Consider the following 21,595-nt stretch of genomic DNA (forward strand, 5'->3'; position numbering starts at 1 on the left):
TACTGCAACGCAGAAAGTGAAAACGGCAGGATACGCTGTCACAGGAATTAAGGAGCCCGCCATGTTGGTAGTACTTTCCCCCGCGAAAAACCTGGATTATTCGTCGCCGGTACCGGTAGCGTCTTCCACCCAGCCAGACCTGCTGGATAACGCGCAAGTTTTGGTAGACCGTTGTCAGCAACTGTCGCCGGCAGAGTTGTCGTCACTGATGGGGATCAGCGACAAACTGGCCACCCTGAATGCCAACCGCTTTGCTGAATTTGCTACCCCGTTTACGCCGGAAAATGCGCGTCAGGCGGTTTATGCATTTAATGGTGACGTTTACGGCGGCCTGGATGCTTACAGTCTGAGCGAAGAGGATATGGAATATGCACAGTCACACCTGCGTATTCTGTCAGGGCTATATGGCCTGTTGCGACCGCTGGATTTGATGCAGGCCTACCGGCTTGAAATGGGAACCCGGCTGGAAAATGTCCGGGGCAAGGATCTTTATGCATTCTGGGATACAACGATCACTGAGAAACTGAACGAGGCGCTGAAAGCGCAGGGCGATAACGTGCTGGTCAACCTGGCGTCAAATGAGTATTTCAGGTCAGTGAAAAAATCTGCGCTGGATGGCATGGTAATTACCCCGGTGTTTAAGGATTACAAAAACGGCAAATACAAAGTCATCAGTTTCTTTGCAAAAAAGGCGCGGGGTCTGATGGCGCGTTACATCATAGAAAATAAAGTGACTGAGGTAGACGGTCTGAAACAGTTTGATGTAGATGGATACGGGTTCTCGGAGGCGGACAGTTCATCAACCGAACTGGTGTTTCTGAGAAAAGAACCCGCATAATAAAAAGCCCCGCCAGCACGGGGCTTTTTAGTTAATCAGACCCTGAACTGGTTGGTCAGATCTTTTAGGCGAATCGCCATCTTGGCCAGCTCATCTGCAGAAGCACTGGTTTGCTGAGCACCGGCTGCCGTTGAATCTGACAACTGACGTACCTTGCCCAGATTGTCATCCACAGACTTAGATGCCACGGCCTGTTGTTCGGCGGCACTGGCAATAGTCGCGTTGCGGCTTTTGATTTCCTCAACAGCAGACGCAATCTCTTCCAGTGATTTACGGGCAGCCCGCGCAATATCCAGAGTCTCAAGCGCCTGTTTGGTGCTTTTTTCCATCGTTGTTACCGACTCAGACGACGAGCGGTTAATCACATCTACCAGGTCCTCAATTTCGACGGTGGATTCCTGCGTACGCTGCGCAAGCGCGCGCACTTCATCAGCAACCACTGAGAACCCGCGGCCGGATTCGCCGGCTCGTGCCGCCTCAATGGCCGCATTCAGCGCCAGCAAATTGGTTTGCTCGGCAATCTCACGAATAACCTGTAGCACTTTGGTAATGTCATTGACCTTTTTCGCCAGCTCGGTCACCTTGCCGGACGAGGTTTCCATATCAGCCGACAGCACTTCAATCACAGACAGCGATTTGCTGACCTGTTCACTGCCGTGGCGGGCTTTTTCATCGGCAAAGTCAGATAAGTCTGATGTTTTATGGGCGTCGCCGGCAACGGCTTCAATAGCGTTGGTAAGCTGTGCAATGGCCGATGACGCTTCCTCAACCTGACCGCTTTGGTCTTCAATCATGCGCGAGGCTTGATCTGTCACTGAATTGAGTTCTTCTGAGGTAGATGCCAGCTGGTCTGAGGATTGTGCAATTTCTCCAATCGCAGCGCGTAAGCTCTCCTGTGTCAGCTGTAACTGATGAATAAGCGTGGAGATCTCGTCATTACCTTCGGTATCAAACTGATTAGTCAGGTTTTTCTGGCTTATTTGTTGTGCAATGGACACCGCGCCCTGAATCGGGCCGACAATACTTTTGGTAAACAGTACCGACAATGCAGCCACCAGTGTCAGAGTGAGCACAATCGCGATGATAATGGCAGTGGTTGCTGTGCTGGAAACGGCATCAGATTCCTGATCTGCTTTACGAATCATGGCTTTTTGATAGACGAGTAACTCATCCAGTGCGTCGGAGATTTTATTGGTCAGCGGCAGCTGCTCGGTTTTACGGGTCACACTGGCCTGCAGATAATTAGCATCTTTCAGATAGCCAAGGTAGCGGGCATTGAGCTTGAAATAATCGTCTTCTAACTTTTTATAGTTACCAAAAAGGGTTTTTGCTTCAGGGCTTTGTACCAGTGACTCGAGCTTTTTGGAGCTACTGAGCAGGCTGGTCTTTGCATCGTCAAGCTTTTCGAGAAATTCATCATAATTCCCGCGTCCTGCAGTAGCATCAATGTTTGATGTGTGGACGCGTATGCGCAAAAACTCACGGTCGAGATCATTAACCAGTTGCATGCTGTCAATGCGCTGCGTAGTGACATACTTTAACTGGCTGTTTATCCCGTTAATTTCAACTAACGCGTAGATACCCAGTCCAAGTACGATAAAACCAATCAGGCCAAACGCCAGTGTAGAGCGAAGACCGAGTGAAAAGCGTCGTAACAGTGCAACCATTGTGACCTCAGAAAAAACATTTATTTTTTATATCGGACGAACTCCCTGTGAGATAAGCAGATTTTTCCGTGAAACTGCCATAATGCAGAAAAAGCGAGCATACCGCGATCACTACCCCTTCATGCTAGCAAATTCCATGGGTTCTTCACCATCTGCCGCTAAATAAAATTATTATTTCGGCAAGTTACGATCCGCTTTTGCGATAACTGCTACATTTACTGATTGTCATTTGGTTTTGGATACGCTCATGGAACTTGGCACGTTTTCGGTCAGTCTTGCGGTAAAAGACATCACCCGGTCAAAAGCATTTTATGAAGTACTCGGATTCAACGCCCACGAGGGATGTGGCTCGGTTGAGGATAAGTGGCTCATCATGCAGAACGGGCAGTGCATTATTGGCCTGTTTGAGGGCATGTTTAAAGACAATATCCTGACATTTAATCCCTCCGATGTGCGTGTTATCGCGCATCATCTTAAACAGGCGGGCGTGGCGTTAGACAAAGACGTGGAGGGGGATAGCGGTCCGGGTCACTGTGTCCTCAAAGACCCGGACGGCAACGTCATCATGTTTGATCAGTTCTGAGTAGTCAGAGTGTCGCTGCCAGTTCAGCGCCCTGACGAATGGCCCGTTTGGCGTCCAGTTCAGCGGCGACATCAGCCCCGCCAATCACGTGTACCTGAAATCCGTCAGCAATAAGCTCGTCACGAAGCCCGGCATTCGGCTCCTGTCCCGCGCACACAATAATATTGTCGACGGCCAGCGTTTTAGGCTGGTCATTAACACGGATGTGCAGTCCGTCATCATCAATTCGCTCATAGCTTACCCCGCCAATCATGTTCACGTGATAGTGGCGTAATGAAAGACGGTGGATCCAGCCGGTGGTTTTACCCAGGTATTTACCGGGTTTGCTGGTTTTTCGCTGCAGCAGGTAGACGTCACGGGCGGGCTCAGCCGGAGCGGGCTCGCTAAGTGCTCCAGGGCGCTGGTAGGTCTTATCTATGCCCCAGTGGGCAAGCCATTTATCGCGCTCCAGCGTGAGGTGCTCGTTCTCTACCAGATATTCTGCGACGTCAAAGCCGATACCGCCGGCGCCGATAATTGCCACGCGCTTACCAACAGGCTTATGGTCACGCAGTACGTCGAGGTAACTCAACACACTGGGGTGATCGATGCCCGGAACAGACAGAGAGCGCGGCACAATACCGGTTGCCAGCACAACCTCATCGGCGTTTATGCTGCGAAGTTCATCTTTGCCGGCACGGGTATTCAGGTGGAGGTGAACGCCGGTTTCTTTTAGTTGTGTTGCGTAGTAGCGCAGGGTTTCGTAAAACTCCTCTTTGCCCGGTATTTGCTTGGCATAATTAAACTGACCGCCAATCTCTGCGTCACGTTCGAATAAGTGAACAGTATGACCGCGCGATGCCGCATAGGTGGCGCAGGCAAGCCCGGCGGGTCCCGCGCCAATCACCGCAATCACTTTTTTGTGTGCGGCTTCCGGAAAGTTAAGCTCGGTTTCGTAACAGGCCTGAGGATTCACCAGACAACTCGCACGCTTTTGCTCAAAAGCATGATCCAGGCACGCCTGGTTGCAGGCTATGCAGGTGTTGATGAGATCGGCCCGGTTGTTTTCCGCCTTGATGACAAAGTCCGGATCAGCCAGAAACGGACGCGCCATGGAGACCATGTCAGCCTGTCCGTCGGACAGGACTTTTTCTGCCACATCAGGCATGTTGATACGGTTAGTGGTGATCAGCGGCAGTGACACTTCTTTTTTCAGCCGCTCGGTTACCCACGTAAATGCGGCGCGCGGCACCGATGTGTTGATTGTCGGTACCCGTGCCTCGTGCCAGCCAATACCTGTATTAATGAGCGTCGCGCCGGCTTGCTCGATGGCTTTGGCCAGATAGACCACTTCATCCCAGTTGGCGCCTCCCTCGACCAAATCCAGCATCGACAGACGATAAATGATAATAAAGTGCTCACCCACGGCTTCCCGGGTCTGACGCACAATTTCGACGGCGAGTCGCGCCCGGTTCTCCAGACTGCCACCCCATTCGTCGTCGCGATGATTGGTGCGAGGACAGAAAAACTGGTTAATCAGATAGCCTTCAGATCCCATGATCTCGACGCCATCATAACCGGCCTGTTGTGCGTACTTAGCGCACCGGGTGAAATCTTTTATCGTGCGACGTACGCCACGCGATGATAAGGCGCGGGGTTTAAACGGCGTTATGGGAGATTTGACCGCCGAGGCGGATACGGCAAACGGGTGATAGCCATAGCGACCGGAGTGCAGGATCTGCATACATATTTTTCCTCCGGCCGCATGTACGGCGTCAGTAATTTTTTTATGTTTTCTGGCATGGCGCGCGCTGCTCATTCGGCCTGCGAACGGTGCTACCCAGCCGGCAATATTCGGGCTGATCCCGCCCGTGACGATCAGTCCGACTCCCCCTTTGGCGCGTGCTGCATAAAATGCAGCGAGTTTCTCTATGCCGTTTTTCTCTTCTTCAAGCCCTACGTGCATTGAACCCATCAGTACACGGTTCCTGAGCGTGGTAAAGCCCAAATCGAGAGGGGACAATAAATGCGGGTAGGCTGACTGTGCAGACATCAAAGGACTCCTGAATTGCGTTTTAGGCAGAGTAGGCGCAAACGTCCCGGGTGGCAAGTCCTGGTCTGATCTGTTAGCCGTTGTGGTGCCGCATCAATCGGTTGAGATGTCGCTCAGTGCAGGCATGACGCAGTTTCTGCCGTTGTTTTTGGCCAGATAGAGCTGCTTGTCAGCAATGTTCAGCAGTGACTTTGTGGGCACAGCCTGTGATGTACTGGCACAGCCTGCGCTGATACGAAGGGGCAGTGGCGATCCGTTCCAGACAAAGGTACGGGTCATGATTTCACTGCGCAGTTTCTCGGCTGCACGGATAGCTTCTTCCAGCGTGCAGCTGTTGAGCAGAACCAGAAACTCCTCTCCACCGTAGCGACACACACGGTCAGTATGCCGAAACGTCGACTGAAGCAGCGACGCAACATGCCTGATGGCTTCATCGCCCGCTTCATGACCCTGCTCGTCATTGATTTGCTTGAAAAAATCAATATCAATCAGCAGCAGACTAAAAGGGGTGCCTGCGCGCTCGTGCAGGCTGGCAGACTGACTGAACTCCCGTTGAATGGCACGCCGGTTCAACAGGCCGGTGAGCTGGTCATGGTCTGCCAGTTGCCGGATTTTGATGATCAGCCTCATCAGCGCAGAGCCAAACGCCGCTGCATTGGCGAACAGCAGAGCAATAAAATACCCCCATAGCATGTCAGGGCTGTCGACCTGTGGGCGGATAAAAAAGGTGGACGCAAAATCCGGTGCCAACATTAACGAAAAGGCTTTGATAAACAGCACAACGCTGATGGCGATAGCCGGCATACTCAGAGTCAGGGCCCGGGTTAATCCCAGTGCATCACGCAACCCTCTGACATTGGCATTGACCGTCAGAACGAGCGCCAGCATGCAAAATATGGCGTTAATGGCAGACAGCGTTGAGACAGATGGCGTGAAGGCGAGCGACCAGCCAATTAACGTGAGCGCAGAAAATACAACCGCCACGTCAAAATTGCCTGACGCAGGCAGACGAAACAGGGTATACACCGCCTTTTTGTAATAGACAAAGGCAGCGACCAGGACCAAATCGTTGAGCAGCCAGGCGGTGACAGACGTTGAGGCATCACGAAATATGGTCAGAAAAAAGCCCGTCGCCATCAGCATATTACTCACTGCAAACTGGCGGCTGGCCGTTTTGTAGATATTCAGGGGGCTTGCCAGCAGTAGCCATGCAAACGCACAAAATGCGGTCAGCACGGAAATCACGATGACCAATTGAATACTTGATGCGTGGGGATCCATCAGACTACCAACACGATAAACCTGTAAATACAATAAGGGCATGCCCCTGCGTTGTCATCCGAACTTATCGTTACGTCTGGCGTTTTTGTCGGAGACGTTCTCCATCATTTAGAAAATGATCGGCGGGTTGTCTATTAATTTCTTGCGAAAGTGATAGCTGCTGAATGTCAGATAATAACATCCACTGCTTATAGTAATCGCTGATAGCGCAGAAGGAAAAACTGTCAAAAAATTTTACACCATTTAATGGAGGGGTATTTAATGCACTGATATTTAAGCTTTTATATATTGGTTGGATTTTTGCTTGTAGTCATATCAAACGTTCCTGCACCGTTAAACAGAGTCTGGCGCAGGGGCTGCATGATTGACGCCGGTATCGTGCCGCTTTCATGTAATGTCGTAAACCGAAGTATCAGGGTCGTATTATGAAGCACCTCAAACTCGCTGTTCTTTTTAGTCTTTTAGCCTCACTGTCACACGTTGCACACGCCGCACTTATTTCTGTTAACGCTTATAGCATGCCCAATGGTAATGAGGGCAGTTACAGTTACTTTGATGATGATTATACCGGTAGCGGGAATGCATCATCTGCTGGCGCGTTTTTGTCCGGCGGTGTGGGTAAGCTGACTGACGGTGTTATTGCGAACGATTTGTGGTGTAACACAGAGAGCACCGGAGTGTGTGGTACTGTTGGCACCGACATTAACGGTCAATATGTCGGCTGGCTGTATACTGCACCCACCATCACGTTTTCGTTTGACCCGAATACGCGCATTGATCGCATTACTATTTATGCTGATGACTCTGAATTTAACCGTTTGACCGGCGTGACCGCCGGGGCTTACGGCTTCGGTGGCGTGGCGGCGCCAGCGACGGTTTCTGTGACGGAGCTGTCGCAGACCTTTGGTCTGGGTAATATTGCGAATGCCGGCCCGAATAAATACGTGCTGGATTTTGCTGCGATAGAGACGGATACGTTGACCCTGCAACTTACCGGTTTGTCTGCATGGATCTTTGTCAGTGAAATTCAGTTTGAGGACACCAGCATCGTGAGAGAGGCCAGTGCACCGACGACCTTGCCTCTGTTGATGCTTGCTGCTGGTATGTTCGCGTATAACCGTCGTAAGAAAGCCGCGTAAAAATTACCGCACCTAACCGATACAAAAAAGCCCCTGAACGGGGCTTTTTGTATCTTTATTGCCTGTGATGTATTACTCATCCACATACATCTTTTGGGAAAACGTCAGCGTCTGACGCTTTTCGCCCTGCTGAATGTCGACATTAAAGCGGTAGGTCTCGGCATCGCGAAACGGCAACACGGCAAGATAATAAATAGCGTCGCCTTCTTCCACCTTCTTAAATGACAGGTCACGCTTGGTACCAATCAGGTTGGTGGCACTGCCGGATAACGCCGCACGCTGTGCTTTGCCGGTGTCTTTATCAAGTACCGAGATATTGACCAGGGCATTAAACTTACTGCGCACAATACCGTAACTTTTGGCTACGTCCGGGGTCAGAAAGGGGGTATTGAGCACAATGTAATGCACATCCCAGTCTCCCAGGGTTTTCTTTTGTTCTGCCATGGCACTGCCTGCCGGCAGTAGCACCAGTGCAAACAGCAATGGCAGCAGACCTTGTTTCATAAGCATCGTGTCCTCCGGCGAAGTCAGTACAGCCCAAATGTGTCCTGAATCAGCAGTTGCAGAAACTGCAGCGCAATAATGGCAATCAGAACCGACAGATCCAGCCCGCCAATCGGAGGAATAACGCGTCTGATTGGCGACAGAAAGGGTTCGGTTAACTGATACAGCGCGTACTCAATGGGAGATTGTCCCTGCGAGATCCAGCTCATGATTGCGCGTAGCAGCAGTACCCAGAACATCAGTGACAGGGTTTCTTTAATCACACTGACCACTGACAGGATAAGGACGGCAACCGGGTTGATCGCCCCGCCAAACAGCAACGACAGTGTAACGAGTTTGAGTCCCGCGACAATCAATGCAAGCAGCAGGGTTGCGGTATCGAGACGGCCCGCCGATGGGATCACCCGCCGCATGGGGCCCACCAGAGGATGGGTGGCTTTGACAATAAACTGGCTGAGCGGATTATAAAAATCTGCTCTGACCATTTGCAGCCACAACCGTAAGATAACCACCATCAGATAGAGGTCAAAAAGGGTGCTAACCAGGAAGTACGTTGCGTTCATTACTGCATTGTCCTGTAATAATCAGAGTTGTTTGGCCATTTCTTCAGCCCGCGCCACCGCAGCACGCATGGCTTTAGACACAATATCAGACAAACCTTCATCAATCAGTGTATTCACCGCAGCCGCTGTCGTTCCGCCTTTCGATGTGACCTGTGCGCGTAATTCACTCAGTTCCAGGTCCTGATTATGAATGACCATTTCGGCCGCGCCCAGCATTGCCTGCTGAACCATCAGTCTGGCCTGCTGCTTGTCAAAGCCCATATTCATCGCTTCTTCCTGCATAGCCTGCAGGAACAGGAAGAAATACGCCGGGCTGCTGCCGGCAGCGGCAATCACACCGTTAATATCGTCCTCGTTGTCCACCCAGACCGTCTCGCCGACGCTGTTCATAACGTCGTCCACATACTGGCGATTGTTATCAGACACGGTGCTGTCGGCGTACAGACCTGTCATGCCTTTGCCCAGTAAGCTTGGGGTGTTTGGCATAATACGTACTACCGGGTAGTCGCCCCCGAGCATCTCCTGTAGACGGGACACAGGCAGACCGGCGGCGATACTTAAAAACAGTTTACCCGACAAGTCATTGTTTTCCCGTAATGACTTGCACATGTCACCCATAATCTGGGGTTTCACCGCCAGGACAATAGCATCAGCAAACTGGCAGGCTTCGTCGTTGGACTGTGTCGTTTGAATACCAAACTCGGCGGCGAGGCCGTCCAGCTTTGGCGTTGACGGGTTGCTCGCAAGGATATGGTCCTTGTTATAGCCCGAATGAATGAGTCCGCTGATGATGCTCCGGCTCATGTTACCGGCGCCAATGAATGCCAATTTTTTCTGTTGCATGGGTATCCTTCTATATTGCTAAAAACAATGCTGACCTGTGCCTAGGGCTTGTTGCGCTGGCCAAAAATGGCCGTTCCCACCCGTACCATGGTGGAACCATGGCGGATGGCCTGTTCAAGGTCTGCACTCATACCTACGGACAGGGTATCAAAATTGCTCAGCTTTGTATGGTATCGCGCAAATAATGACGCCAGTGCAGACAGCGATTCGGTCTGTTCCTGCGGTGTGGGATCAGCCTTAGGGATGGCCATCAGACCGCGTAATGTGAGGTTTTTCATTTCAGACACCGCCGATACCAGTGCGTCAAGCTCGTCAGGACTGACACCCGACTTACTGTTTTCATCGTCGATGTTCACCTGAATACAGACGTTAAGTGGTGGCAGTGAGTCAGGGCGCTGTTCATTCAGGCGGCGGGCAATTTTTTCCCGGTCTATGCTTTGTACCCAGTCGAAGTGTTCGGCAACCAGCCGGGTTTTGTTGGACTGTATGGGTCCTATCATGTGCCAGGTGATGTCCGTCAGATCGCTGAGTTCTTTAATCTTTTCAACGCCTTCCTGAATGTAATTTTCACCAAATAAACGGTGTCCCGCGTCATACGCAAGGCGAATATCGGATACGGGTTTGGTCTTGCTCACCGCTAGCAATTGCACCGAATTTGGTGGACGATGGGCATCAACAATGGCCTGGTCGATTCGCGCGTGGGCGGATGTCAGTCTTTCTGCTATTGTTTGCATTACTCACCTTGGTTTAGGAGAACAGGTTGTGGATATTACTGAACTATTGGCTTTCAGTGTAAAAAACAAGGCGTCAGACCTTCATTTATCAGCAGGACTGCCCCCGATTATCCGGGTGGATGGTGATATGCGGAAACTCAACGTTCCGCCTCTGGACCATAAACAGGTTCATGCGCTGATTTATGAAATTATGAACGACAATCAAAGGAAAGAGTACGAGGAAAACCTCGAAACCGATTTTTCCTTTGAAGTGAAAGATTTATCCCGATTCCGTGTGAATGCCTTTGTCCAGAACCGTGGTGCGGCCGCAGTGTTGCGTACTATCCCCAGCGAGATCCTGACGCTGGATGACCTGGGGGCTCCGACCATTTTCAAAGAAATCATTAAGCAGCCAACCGGAATTGTGCTGGTTACCGGCGCAACCGGCTCGGGTAAAAGTACCACGCTGGCGGCCATGATTGACCATATCAACAGTCATAAGCGTGAGCATATCCTGACTATCGAAGACCCGATCGAATTCGTGCACGAAAATAAGATGAGCCTGATTAACCAGCGTGAAGTGCACCGGGATACGCACAGTTTCAACAACGCGCTGCGCTCTGCACTGCGTGAAGATCCCGATGTGATCCTGGTGGGTGAGCTGCGTGACCTGGAAACCATTCGTCTGGCCATTTCGGCGGCGGAAACCGGTCACCTGGTATTTGGCACCCTGCACACCAACTCTGCACCGAAAACCATTGACCGTATTATTGATGTGTTCCCTGCGGAAGAAAAAGCCATGGTGCGCTCAATGCTGTCAGAGTCACTGCGCGCGGTTATCTCCCAGACCCTGCTCAAGAAAGTGGGGGGCGGACGGATTGCTGCCCACGAAATTATGGTCGGTATTCCGGCAATTCGTAACCTGATTCGTGAGGACAAGGTCCCGCAAATGTACTCGGTCATCCAGACCGGTCAGGCTCACGGAATGCAGACCATGGACCAGTGCCTGCAGCGACTGGTGGCACAGGGCGTCATCACCCGCGAAGATGCAGCGGCGAAATCACTCGATAAGCAGGCCATGAATAGCATGTAAGGAGCATCGCGATGCTGGATAACTTTTTACAAATGATGGTAGAGCGGTCCGCGTCTGACCTCTTTGTTACCGCAGGCTTTCCTGTCAGCGCCAAGATCAATGGCACGCTGACGCCGCTGACAGATGAAAGGCTGAACGACGAGGGCGCTCTGAGTCTGGTCCACGAGGCGATGAACAATGACCAGATGCACCAGTTTCATGAGACCCGTGAATGTAACTTCGCGATTGCCCGTGACGGTATCGGGCGCTTTCGTTGCTCGGCGTTCTGGCAGCGGGATCAGGCTGGCATGGTCATTCGCCGGATTGTCACGCAAATTCCCCGGGCCGATGAACTTGGCCTGCCGCCGGTACTCAAGGACATCATTATGTCCAAGCGCGGCCTGGTGCTGTTTGTGGGCGGAACCGGTACCGGTAAATCTACCTCGCTGGCGGCCCTGATTGGTCACCGCAATCAGCATTCTCACGGTCACATTCTGACAATTGAAGACCCGATTGAATTTGTGCATGAGCATCAGAACTGCGTTGTGACACAGCGCGAAGTGGGTATTGATACGCAGTCTTTTGACGATGCGCTGAAAAGTTCATTACGTCAGGCACCGGACGTTATCCTGATTGGTGAGATCCGGTCAATGGAGACAATGGAGTACGCGATGTCCTTCGCTGACACCGGTCATCTGTGCGTTGCGACCCTGCACGCCAATAACGCCAACCAGGCCATTGAACGTATCATGCACCTGGCGCCGAAAGACCAGCACGACAAACTCCGCTTTGACCTCAGCATGAATATTCGGGCCATTGTGGCCCAACAACTGGTACCCACTGTTGATGGCCGTGGCCGGGTTGCAGCAATTGAAATCTTGCTCAATTCGCCGCTGGTGGCTGATCTGATCCGCCGTAATGAAGTAGGCGGTCTGAAAGAGGCCATGAAAAAAGGCAAAGAAATGGGTATGCAGAGCTTCGATATGGCGCTCTATGACCTCTATAAAGAAGGCCGGATTGATCTTGATCAGGCTCTGCATCATGCCGATTCGCCCAACGACCTGCGGCTTATGGTTAAGCTGGATAAAAACGATGGCAGTGATCTGGGTACGCTGTCGAATGTGTCGATTGATATGGATGACTAACGGGCACGATGAAAAAGCTGTACGCGGCAGATGATCCGTTCTTACTGCAGTCCCTGCGCTCCGAGCTGGATGAGGCAGGGATCCCCTATCTTGTGAAGAATGAATTTGCCGGTGGGGCAGTGGGTGAATTGCCGTGGCAGGATGTGCAACGAGAAGTCTGGCTGGTCGATGAATCATGGTGGCAACGCGCCACCACATTGTTGTCGTGCTGGCAGCAGCAACTCAGTAGCCAGAATCGTGATGACTGGGTGTGTTGTCATTGTAACGAAGTTAACGGCGCTGCGTTTGAGGCCTGCTGGCAGTGCGGTACTGTTGCACCGCATGCCGAACACTGACCGTTACTGGTACTGACTCTCTATCCAGCTCGAAAAAATGACGCAGGCAGACACACTGTCTACCTTATCTTTCGTCAGTTTTTTATACCCGCCCAGTTCAAACAGCATCGCTTTTGCATCGGCAGTACTTAGCCGCTCGTCGCTGGTTTCTACCCGGACGCGATAGCGATTATGAAGCCTGTTGGCAAACTTTCTGGCGCGGAGTGTCATCTCCTGCTCTGTGCCGTCCATGTTTAACGGCAGGCCAACAACAACCAAATCAGGCTGCCATTCCTCAAATACCCTGGCCAGTTCGTCCCAGTCAGGAATACCATCGCGTGCTTTGATTGCCGCTAGCGGCGAGGCGGTTCCGGTAATTTCCTGACCCACCGCAATACCAATACTCTTGGTCCCGAAATCAAACGCCAGGACCCGGCGATGGCCGGCCTCAGGCATGTCCACTTCCCGGTGCCAGTTGCCACACGTCAACACCCAGCTTGTTCACGGCCGCCTGCCATTTTTTATGAATGGGTGTGCGAAACAGGATGTCCTCGTCGGCTTCAATGGTGAGCCAGGCGTTGTCCTGCATTTCCTGTTCGAGCTGACCCGCTGTCCAGCCAGCATATCCGAGTGCGATCAACGCGTCCTCGGGCCCTTCCTGTTTGCCAATGGCGGTCAGGATGTCACGGGATGTGGTGACCTGAATGTTCGGTGCCAGTGTCAGACTGGAAGCCCATTTATCGTTGCCGGTATGCAACACAAAACCGCGATCCTGGTTGACCGGTCCGCCGGCAAGAATAATTTGCTCTCCATGTTCATCGCTGACGTCCAGCGACTTATCGGTTTGTTCAAGCAGTTGCTTCAGATTCATGGTGGAAGGCTGGTTGACAACCAGTCCCATGGCACCATCGGCATTGTGTTCGCAAATATAGGTGAGCGAACGTGAAAAGTACGGATCATCGAGCGACGGCATCGCAATGAGAAAATGATTTTGCAGGCTTTTTACCTCGGTCATAACGTCCTCAGTGTAATTTACTGTGGGCCGGCTGGCGATGCTGAACGTGTTGCCAGCCGACGCTCTATGGCGTCGAACAGTATGGCCATGATGTTAATGTCATACTGCGCCTCAATCTCTCTTACGCAGGTTGGGCTGGTAATGTTTATCTCTGTGATTTTATCGCCAATCACATCCAGACCAACAAACAGAATGTCGTGCGCCTTCAGCATGGGCGCGATAGCCTGTGCCAGCGCGATATCACTGTCACTGGCTGGTTGCGGACGGCCGGTACCCCCTGCCGCCAGATTACCCCGCGACTCACCTTTTGACGGTAAACGTGCAAGACAGTAGGGCACGACCTCGCCGTCGACGATCAGAACGCGCTTATCACCGTCCTTAATCTCAGGCAGGTACCGCTGTACCATCATGAATCGCTTCCCGTGATCGGTCAGTGTTTCAATAATTACGCCCAGGTTGGCGCCGTCTTCTCTGACATGAAAAATAGAGGCCCCGCCCATGCCGTCAAGCGGCTTACAGATGACATTTTTATGCCGGGCGTGGAATTCACGTACCAGCGAGGCCTTGCTGGTAACCAGCGTGTCAGGGATATGCTCCGGGAAGTACGACGTAAACAGCTTCTCATTAAAGTCACGCAAGGCTCTGGGGTGGTTAACCACCAGCGCGCCATCATCTTTTGCAAGTGACAGAATGTGGGTTGCGTAAAGAAACTGACTGTCAAATGGCGGGTCTTTGCGCATCAGCAGCACATCGACACTGCCCAGTTCAACATGCCGGGCTTCACCCAGCGAATAAAAGTCTTTGTCGGTGTCGGTAACTGACACAGGACGCGCGACCCCCATGGCCTTACCATTGTCGATATAGAGATCGCCTAATTCAAAATACAACAATTCCGCGCCCCGGCGCTGCGCTTCAAGCATCATTGCAAAGCTGGTGTCTTTATGGGGCTTGATGGCCGCAATCGGATCCATTACCACGCCGAGTGAGTAGTGCATGTTCAGGTTCTCTCAATAAAGTGACTGGTGATAAGGAGCGTACTGAAAACCGCCCCGCGTATAGCAATAATGTGGTGGTTTGCCGGTCATTTTCAATGGTGTCAGAAAAACGCCGGCCACCAGGTTGTTCTTCGTAGTGTTATAAATCGCCGTGTACGGCCTGCAAAATGCTGATGGCGCTTATGGCGGCTGTTTCTGTTCTGAGAATGCGTGGACCCAGTCCTACGCTGTTAAAACCGGCCTCTGCGGCCTGATGTATTTCAGCATCAGAAAGCCCGCCTTCAGGCCCGATAAGCAGGCGGTAACCGTGAGTATTGTAACGCTGTGATGACAGTGACTGCTGGGCGCCGGGCGCCAGAACCAGTCGTGTAGACAACGTAGACTCGGCCAGCCACTGATTCAGGGCTATCGGTGCATGCAGGATTGGCAGGCGGTTTCGGCCCGACTGCTCGCAGGCACCAATGATAATTTTTTGCCATTGCTGGCGCTTTTTCTCCCAGCGTTTTTCGTCCAGTTTTACGGCACAACGTTCTGTCAGCAGCGGGGTGATTTCTGTGACGCCTAATTCGACACTCTTTTGCAGTACGGTGTCCATGCGGTCACCCTTTGACACGCCTTGCCCGAGATGTAACGGCAGTGGCGATTCTTTCTGCAGTGACAGGCAGGCGTCAGCCTCTACCGTCACCTGACGACGGGCAACGTCGCTGATCGACCCGCTGTATTCATTACCATCCCCATTAAACAGGACGATCGGATGACCGGCCTTCAGACGCAGTACCGTGGCCACATGGTGAGCGGCATCATCACTGAGTAAAAAGGGCGTATCCAGTGGAATATTTGCGGGATGGAATATACGAGGGATTCGCATCAATACGGCTCATATAACAAACATGATGCTGATGATAACGGGTGAAAGGCAGCGGGTGCAAACACCCGCGCTCAAAATTTAAAACTGCTGATTGGCCTGAAGAAGACTGCTGGCCGTTTTTGCTGGTTTGTTTTGGACATGGGGAGATGCAACCGTCCCCTGAGTCTGGCGTCTTGCGTGTACGGTATTCTGTCCCTTGTCGCCTGATAATGAATAGGCCAGTAACAGAAGTACGATAACAAAAAGCACTGTGATGAATAACATTTTCTATTCCTTTAAAAATCGCAGACTACGTTAAAGTCTTTTACTTCCCTTGGTGTTCGTCGTTGCGTCAATGCAACCTGCCCGGACAGAACCTGTCCACGCCACGCAGTAATGTGCCGGTGAACACATGGCTGGTGAGCAGTGAATCAGCATGTCTGTATTACCGCGTCGGGAGACCATTAATACTAGTTGAAACTGAACGTTTCGCCAGTTAAAACCTGTGCCCAGGACAGCATGAATGCTATTTATTTACGCTTTTCAATACGTTAAACAGTAAAAAAATAATCATCTGTTCAGGACAGTAAAATGCTAACTAAAAAGGGTGACAATTCCATGACACTGTGACAAAAATTACTGGCTTTCGGATGAAGCGTGTCGGGTAACAAAAGAGATGGAACGGACTGAAAGCGAGATGACCTCGCGATGGTGGTCCGGTAGCGTGGGGACTGACTCATGTGACTCTATCCTGCTGTTGTACCAGTAAAAACTTGGGTGTATCCGGAAAGCCTGATACTTTTAACTGTGTCTTAAACCTGCGAACAGCGATTAGGAATTGCATAATGGAAGAACAACTCTCTTTACTCAGCACCAGCGACATCGAACGCTATATCAACGATTACGGTATTCCATGGGGCATTAATATTGCGACGGCGATACTGATTTTTGTTATCGGTAGAATAGTCGTTCGTGTCCTGTTGTCGATATTTACCAAAGTCATGGGGCGCTCGAAGTACGATCAGATGCTGATAGATTTCCTCGAATCAATCATTGGCGCTATCCTGATGCTGTTCGTGATTGTCGCCTCGCTGGACCAGTTAGGCGTCGATACCACCTCGTTGGTTGCCATTCTTGGTGCTGCCGGTCTTGCCATCGGTCTGTCGCTGCAGGATTCACTGAAAAACTTTGCTGCTGGCGTCATGCTGCTGGTGTTTAAACCATTTAAAGCGGGTGACTATGTAGAAGCCGCGGGTACCGCCGGAACGGTCAGAAACATCGGTATCTTTACGTCTACCTTTACCTCGGTGGATAACAAAGAAATCATTATTCCAAACGGCAAAATCTACAGTGACAACATCACTAACTGGTCAGCCCGCGAAACTCGCCGCTGCGACATGGTCTTTGGTATTTCGTATGACGATGATATCCGCAAAGCAAAAGCTATCCTGATGGAGTTGTGCGAGAAGGATGAGCGCGTGCTTGACGATCCTGCGCCACTGGTTGGTGTGGCTGAACTGGGTGACAGCAGTGTTAACTTTACGGTCAGGCCGTGGGTGAAAACCTCAGATTTTCTGGCCTTAAAGCTGGACTTCACCGAAGCGGTTAAACTGCGCTTCGATGAGGAAAACATCACGATTCCTTATCCGCAGATGGATGTGCATGTGCATAAACAGGAACAAAACGGCTGATATCGGCCGCAAAAAAAAGCCCGCATCAATGCGGGCTTTTTTGTGTCCGGCCAGTCAGTAAGGTCGGTCTTATTGCTGGCAGTTTGGACGCTGTTTGGTGGCGCTATAGGTTTTCATCGCCTCTGACATGTTTGCCGACAAGTCCTGAATGCGAGTCTGCGGTGAGGGGTGAGTCGACAGCAACTCTACCGGGCGCTGCCCATTGCTGGCGGCTTCCATGTTTTTCCATAAATCGACTGACTGGCGCGGGTCAAAGCCTGACTGGGCCATCAGCTTCAGTCCAATCAGATCCGCCTCTGATTCATGGGTGCGACTGAAGGGTAACTGAACCCCGACCTGCACACCCAGGCCGATGGCCGCCATAATGGTGCCGCTTTGTCCAACTTCATTGGCGGCAAGAATCTGACCTACCGCCTGCGTACCCATATTGATCAGTGTTGACTGAGACATTCTCTCATTGCCATGTTCAGCAATCACGTGCCCGACTTCGTGTCCAATCACCGCCGCCAGCTGATGCTGATTTTTGGCAACATTCAGCAGACCTGTGTAGACACCGATTTTACCGCCGGGCAGGGCAAACGCATTGACCTGTTCATCGTCAAATACCACCACTTCCCACTGGCCGCCGAAGACAGATTGTGGGACATGTTTGACAATGGCAGCGGCGACGCACTGGACATAATCGTTCTGTACTTTCCTATCAGAAACTTTCAGTTCTTCTTTCATGCTGGTGAACGCCTGGGCGCCCATCTCTGACAGTTGCGCCTCTGAGAACAGCAGCACCTGATTTCGTCCGGTCGGTGAAGTGGCACAGGCTACCAGTGTCAGTGAAAGTGCGGCGGTCAGCGCGTGTTTAAGCAATGATGTCATAGTGTCTTCCTGATTGATGATGAAATGCCGTAATAACGCAAACCCTGTTCAACAACGCCGGCGACAGAGGTTGGGCGGGCGCAGAACGGAAACGGCCTGTTTAGTCTATAGCCTATAGCGGGAACAGCCAAGTTGCGCATGCTGGCGGCGCGGGGAATGTTCAGATTTTCGTCTTTACTATTTTAATAAATGTGTCATACACTGGCTTTACATTTAAGCGGCAACTCCGGCGCTTAGCAGTATTGCGTTGTTCTGCCAGTGGTTTAGCTCGCCTGAACCAATAAGAATTAAAAATCAAAAAAAAGAAGGGAACATACATGGTCACCTCAAGCAAATTTAAATACGGACTTCTTGCCCTACTGGTTTCCGCAGCGATGTCAGGTTGTGGACTGGATGGTGATGACGGTGCAACAGGCGAACAGGGTGCACAGGGACCGCAGGGTGAAGCTGGTCAGGATGGTGCAGACGGTCAGGCTGGCGCTGATGGTCAGGACGCATCGCTGGGCGTAACAATGGATATTGTTGGCCGCGCTTTCCTGGGAAGCCAGGGCGCCGCTGAAATCGTGCAGTATCACGCAGAAACACAAACTATTTACGCAACGAACAGCGCATCAAACACGATTGCTGTGATTGCGGCTGACGGCATTAGCGGAGACGTCATGGAGGATCCGATTAACCAGGTATCACTGACCGTGGCGTCGGTAGATATTCCTGCGGATATCGATGGTGTTGCACTGGGCGGACTGACCAGCATTGCCATTAGCGGTAACCTGATGGCGGTTGCGGTACCGGCTGCAACCAAGACAGATAATGGCTATGTGCTTTTCTATAACGGGCTGGAAAACAGTGCGCCAGCATTTCTGGATGCTGTTGAAGTTGGTGCATTACCGGATATGGTGACCTTCACGCCGGACGGCGGAAAGGTACTGGTGGCGAACGAAGGTGAGCCCAATAACGACTACAGTGTTGATCCGGAAGGCTCCATTGCCGTGATCAATATTCTTGCCAACAACGAACCCGAAGAAACCGCGACAATTCTGGACTTCACTGCCTACAATGGCATGGAAGCAGAGCTGATGGCGCAGGGTATGATGTTCCCTAACCCGAATGGCCGCACAATTAACGGTAACCTTATTGCGTCGACCGTTGCTCAGGATCTCGAGCCAGAATACATTACTGCGCAGAATGACCTTGCTTACGTCACGTTGCAGGAAAATAACGGTGTTGCCGTAGTTGACCTGGAAGAAATGACGGTTGAGGTCATTGGGTTGGGGGTTAAAAACTGGTCTGGTCTGAACATTGATGTTCAGGAAAACGACGCGGTCAGCTTTGGTCAGTATGATGGCCTGTACGGGGTCTACATGCCGGATACTATTGCCAACTACAGCTGGAAAGGTGCCACCTTCCTGGTGACTGCCAATGAGGGTGATGCCCGCGAGTATTTCTTTGACGTTGCCGATGAGGCTGCCTGTACTGCTGCAGGCGGACAGGACTATGACGCGGATGACGGCTGTCTGGCATACACTGACGAGGTCACCATAGCAGATCTGACTGCTGAGGCAGGCTCTGCATTGGAAACTTTGCAGGCCGGCGGTGAAGCCGATGAACTGCGCGTTACTGTGGCCATGGGAGATGCCGATGGCGACGGTGAATACGACGCGGCATACAGCTATGGTGCACGCTCATTCACCATTTGGGATCAGAATGGTCTGGTGGTTTATGATTCGGGTGATGACCTTGAACGCATCACTGCGTCGGTGCATGGCGCGCAGTTTAACAACGGCGATGACGAGAATGCCGGCGACTCACGGTCTGAGAACAAAGGTCCTGAGCCAGAGGCGCTGACAGTCGGTCAGATTGGTGATCGTACGTATGCCTTTATTGGCACCGAGCGTATGGGCGGAATCTTTGTCTATGACGTGACCAACCCGTATGACGTCCAGTTTGCCGATTACGTGATTAACCGTGACCTGACCGATGGCCTGACGGTGAGTGATGTGATTGGTGATTTGGCCCCGGAAAGCCTGGTGTTTGTCAGTGCTGAAGACAGCCCGACCGGCAGCCCGCTGTTACTGGTAGGCAATGAAGTCAGCGGCACGGTCAGTGTCTGGCAGATTACGCCAAACTAAGACAGTATGAAAAGACAAAACGGCGCCTCATTGGCGCCGTTTTTGTTTCATGACTTTTTGCCGACAACGCGCTAAGCTAGGGCAAACTTCTGTATGCCCTTGTCTTCATTATTTTTCTGCTTTTTTTCAGTCAGGACATGTGCATACAGCCGCCCGGACCACTGCGCCTTCCAGACTACTGGCGGGTCGATGGTAGCGGGGTCTGCAACTACAGATAAAGAGTACTGAGATGTCGCAACAAATCGTGATAAGCGGAGTGGGTGTATGGCACCCCGAACACAGTATTACCAACGAAGAGCTGGTTGACAGCTACAACCGGTATGCGGACGCATTCAATGCAAAACACCAGGCTGACATTGAGGCCGGGACTGTTGAAGCGATGCCGCACAGTAGTGCCGAATTTATTGAAAAGGCTTCGGGTATCAGGCAGCGCTATATTTATCAGAAAGAGGGGGCACTCGACGTTGAACGTATGCGTCCGAAGATTGCGCCGCGTGATGACGATGAACTCTCCCATCAGGCTGAAATAGCGGTCGAGGCAGCCAAACTGGCACTTGCTGCGGCGAACAAGTCACCCGCCGATGTGGATGCGGTGATTGTGTCCTGTGCTTATACCCAGCGGGCGTATCCGGCCATCGCCATTGAGGTACAGGAAGCGCTGGGTATCGACGGCTTTGGCTTCGATATGCTGGTAGCGTGTTCAGCGGCTACCTTCGGTATGCACCGTGCCTATGAAATGATTGCAGCGGGCAATGCCGGCTGCGTGCTGGTAATCAATCCGGAACTGGTCTCGCCACAAATCAATTATGCCGACAGAGACAGTCACTTCATCTTTGGCGACGTGGCCACTGCGACGGTTCTCGAACAGGCTGAAACCGCCTCATCGGCACACATGTATGATGTGCTGAGCACCAAGGCGCTGACCAAGTTTTCGAATAACATCCGGTCTAATTTCGGGTATATGACACGTGCCGAGGATGTCGATCCTTACGGGCCTGACAAGCTGTTTCATCAGGCAGGCCGAAAGGTATTCAAGGAAGTGTGCCCAATGGCCGCAGATCACCTTGAGCAGCATCTGGCCCGCCACAATATGACGCCGGCGGACGTGACGCGCTGGTGGTTGCATCAGGCCAACATTAATATGAATACCCTGATTTGCAAGCGCCTGCTTGGACGTGAGGCCAGCGCAGAGGAAGCGCCTATTGTACTGGATGAATTTGCCAACACCGCATCAGCAGGCTCTGTCATTGCATTCGGCAAACATCATACTGATCTGAAAGCCGGAGATATTGGCGTATTGTGCTCGTTTGGCGCCGGGTATTCGATAGGTTCACTGATCCTTAAAAAGCGCTAA

22 protein-coding genes are annotated in these 21,595 nt (G+C 51.8%); 9 read left to right on the plus strand and 13 right to left on the minus strand.

Annotated elements, in window-relative coordinates; genetic code table 11:
* The first annotated feature begins 61 nt into the window (after window positions 1–61).
* Window positions 62–838 (plus strand): peroxide stress protein YaaA, encoded by a 777-nt coding sequence (gene yaaA, locus AB1N33_RS03410; RefSeq protein ID WP_411270134.1) that lies wholly within the window; start codon window positions 62–64, stop codon window positions 836–838.
* 35 nt (window positions 839–873) lie between these two features.
* Here the strand turns inward: yaaA and AB1N33_RS03415 are convergent, their stop codons facing one another.
* Window positions 874–2,505 carry a methyl-accepting chemotaxis protein gene (locus AB1N33_RS03415; RefSeq protein ID WP_411270135.1) on the minus strand — a complete coding sequence of 544 codons (1,632 nt, stop codon included), beginning with the start codon at window positions 2,503–2,505 and terminating at the stop codon, window positions 874–876.
* 247 nt (window positions 2,506–2,752) lie between these two features.
* Here AB1N33_RS03415 and AB1N33_RS03420 point away from each other — a divergent pair, with 247 nt between their 5' ends.
* Window positions 2,753–3,088, plus strand: a complete 336-nt coding sequence (locus AB1N33_RS03420; protein ID WP_411270136.1) for a VOC family protein — start codon at window positions 2,753–2,755, stop codon at window positions 3,086–3,088.
* 4 nt (window positions 3,089–3,092) lie between these two features.
* Here AB1N33_RS03420 and AB1N33_RS03425 read toward each other — a convergent pair whose 3' ends face one another.
* Complete coding sequence (locus AB1N33_RS03425; RefSeq protein WP_411270137.1) at window positions 3,093–5,120, minus strand: oxidoreductase; 2,028 nt, start codon at window positions 5,118–5,120, stop codon at window positions 3,093–3,095.
* 93 nt (window positions 5,121–5,213) lie between these two features.
* Window positions 5,214–6,443: a GGDEF domain-containing protein gene (locus AB1N33_RS03430; RefSeq protein ID WP_411270138.1), complete on the minus strand. Its 1,230-nt coding sequence runs from the start codon at window positions 6,441–6,443 to the stop codon at window positions 5,214–5,216.
* A gap of 383 nt (window positions 6,444–6,826) precedes the next feature.
* Between AB1N33_RS03430 and AB1N33_RS03435 the strand changes: the two genes are divergently transcribed.
* Window positions 6,827–7,540, plus strand: a complete 714-nt coding sequence (locus AB1N33_RS03435; protein ID WP_411270139.1) for a PEP-CTERM sorting domain-containing protein — start codon at window positions 6,827–6,829, stop codon at window positions 7,538–7,540.
* Window positions 7,541–7,612: 72 nt separating this feature from the next.
* Here AB1N33_RS03435 and AB1N33_RS03440 read toward each other — a convergent pair whose 3' ends face one another.
* Genes AB1N33_RS03440 through AB1N33_RS03455 form a run of 4 tightly spaced genes read right to left on the minus strand, consistent with a single transcriptional unit; the run spans window position 7,613 to window position 10,184 of the window.
* Window positions 7,613–8,050, minus strand: coding sequence for a DUF4426 domain-containing protein (locus AB1N33_RS03440; protein WP_411270140.1), 438 nt, complete (start codon window positions 8,048–8,050; stop codon window positions 7,613–7,615).
* 17 nt (window positions 8,051–8,067) lie between these two features.
* Window positions 8,068–8,607 (minus strand): YggT family protein, encoded by a 540-nt coding sequence (locus AB1N33_RS03445; RefSeq protein WP_411270141.1) that lies wholly within the window; start codon window positions 8,605–8,607, stop codon window positions 8,068–8,070.
* A 21-nt stretch (window positions 8,608–8,628) separates the two neighbouring features.
* Window positions 8,629–9,450 (minus strand): pyrroline-5-carboxylate reductase, encoded by an 822-nt coding sequence (gene proC, locus AB1N33_RS03450; RefSeq protein ID WP_411270142.1) that lies wholly within the window; start codon window positions 9,448–9,450, stop codon window positions 8,629–8,631.
* Between the two features lie 41 nt (window positions 9,451–9,491).
* Window positions 9,492–10,184, minus strand: a complete 693-nt coding sequence (locus AB1N33_RS03455; protein WP_411270143.1) for a YggS family pyridoxal phosphate-dependent enzyme — start codon at window positions 10,182–10,184, stop codon at window positions 9,492–9,494.
* Window positions 10,185–10,212: 28 nt separating this feature from the next.
* Between AB1N33_RS03455 and AB1N33_RS03460 the strand changes: the two genes are divergently transcribed.
* The 3 genes from AB1N33_RS03460 to AB1N33_RS03470 are packed head-to-tail and all read left to right on the plus strand — an operon-like array spanning window position 10,213 to window position 12,715.
* A complete protein-coding gene (locus AB1N33_RS03460) occupies window positions 10,213–11,256 on the plus strand; it encodes a type IV pilus twitching motility protein PilT (protein WP_411270144.1) in 1,044 nt (347 codons plus the stop codon).
* Window positions 11,257–11,267: 11 nt separating this feature from the next.
* Window positions 11,268–12,380, plus strand: coding sequence for a PilT/PilU family type 4a pilus ATPase (locus tag AB1N33_RS03465; protein WP_411270145.1), 1,113 nt, complete (start codon window positions 11,268–11,270; stop codon window positions 12,378–12,380).
* Between the two features lie 8 nt (window positions 12,381–12,388).
* Window positions 12,389–12,715, plus strand: a complete 327-nt coding sequence (locus AB1N33_RS03470) for a putative signal transducing protein (protein ID WP_411270146.1) — start codon at window positions 12,389–12,391, stop codon at window positions 12,713–12,715.
* A gap of 3 nt (window positions 12,716–12,718) precedes the next feature.
* Here the strand turns inward: AB1N33_RS03470 and ruvX are convergent, their stop codons facing one another.
* The 5 genes from ruvX to AB1N33_RS03495 all read right to left on the minus strand — a co-directional run bounded on the left by ruvX (window position 12,719) and on the right by AB1N33_RS03495 (window position 15,836).
* Window positions 12,719–13,150 carry a Holliday junction resolvase RuvX gene (ruvX, locus tag AB1N33_RS03475; protein WP_411270147.1) on the minus strand — a complete coding sequence of 144 codons (432 nt, stop codon included), beginning with the start codon at window positions 13,148–13,150 and terminating at the stop codon, window positions 12,719–12,721.
* Window positions 13,143–13,709, minus strand: coding sequence for a YqgE/AlgH family protein (locus AB1N33_RS03480; RefSeq protein WP_411270148.1), 567 nt, complete (start codon window positions 13,707–13,709; stop codon window positions 13,143–13,145). The genes ruvX and AB1N33_RS03480 overlap by 8 nt, the downstream gene beginning before the upstream one ends.
* A 17-nt stretch (window positions 13,710–13,726) precedes the next feature.
* Window positions 13,727–14,704, minus strand: coding sequence for a glutathione synthase (gshB, locus tag AB1N33_RS03485; RefSeq protein ID WP_411270149.1), 978 nt, complete (start codon window positions 14,702–14,704; stop codon window positions 13,727–13,729).
* 139 nt (window positions 14,705–14,843) lie between these two features.
* Window positions 14,844–15,572, minus strand: a complete 729-nt coding sequence (locus AB1N33_RS03490; protein ID WP_411270150.1) for a 16S rRNA (uracil(1498)-N(3))-methyltransferase — start codon at window positions 15,570–15,572, stop codon at window positions 14,844–14,846.
* A gap of 78 nt (window positions 15,573–15,650) precedes the next feature.
* Window positions 15,651–15,836 carry a hypothetical protein gene (locus AB1N33_RS03495; protein ID WP_411270151.1) on the minus strand — a complete coding sequence of 62 codons (186 nt, stop codon included), beginning with the start codon at window positions 15,834–15,836 and terminating at the stop codon, window positions 15,651–15,653.
* Window positions 15,837–16,396: 560 nt separating this feature from the next.
* On the opposite strand from AB1N33_RS03495, the gene AB1N33_RS03500 reads away from it, so the two are divergent.
* Window positions 16,397–17,242, plus strand: coding sequence for a mechanosensitive ion channel family protein (locus tag AB1N33_RS03500; RefSeq protein WP_411270152.1), 846 nt, complete (start codon window positions 16,397–16,399; stop codon window positions 17,240–17,242).
* A gap of 69 nt (window positions 17,243–17,311) precedes the next feature.
* On the opposite strand, the gene AB1N33_RS03505 is transcribed toward AB1N33_RS03500, so the two are convergent.
* Window positions 17,312–18,112, minus strand: a complete 801-nt coding sequence (locus AB1N33_RS03505) for a M48 family metallopeptidase (RefSeq protein ID WP_411270153.1) — start codon at window positions 18,110–18,112, stop codon at window positions 17,312–17,314.
* A gap of 317 nt (window positions 18,113–18,429) precedes the next feature.
* Here AB1N33_RS03505 and AB1N33_RS03510 point away from each other — a divergent pair, with 317 nt between their 5' ends.
* Together AB1N33_RS03510 and AB1N33_RS03515 are read left to right on the plus strand one after the other, a co-directional pair.
* Window positions 18,430–20,241 carry a choice-of-anchor I family protein gene (locus AB1N33_RS03510; protein ID WP_411270154.1) on the plus strand — a complete coding sequence of 604 codons (1,812 nt, stop codon included), beginning with the start codon at window positions 18,430–18,432 and terminating at the stop codon, window positions 20,239–20,241.
* Between the two features lie 229 nt (window positions 20,242–20,470).
* Window positions 20,471–21,595 (plus strand): beta-ketoacyl-ACP synthase III, encoded by a 1,125-nt coding sequence (locus AB1N33_RS03515; RefSeq protein WP_411270155.1) that lies wholly within the window; start codon window positions 20,471–20,473, stop codon window positions 21,593–21,595.

Origin of the sequence: Alteromonas nitratireducens (assembly GCF_040812025.1) — a bacterium.
In the GTDB taxonomy this organism is placed as follows: Bacteria; Pseudomonadota; Gammaproteobacteria; order Enterobacterales; family Alteromonadaceae; genus Alteromonas; species Alteromonas nitratireducens.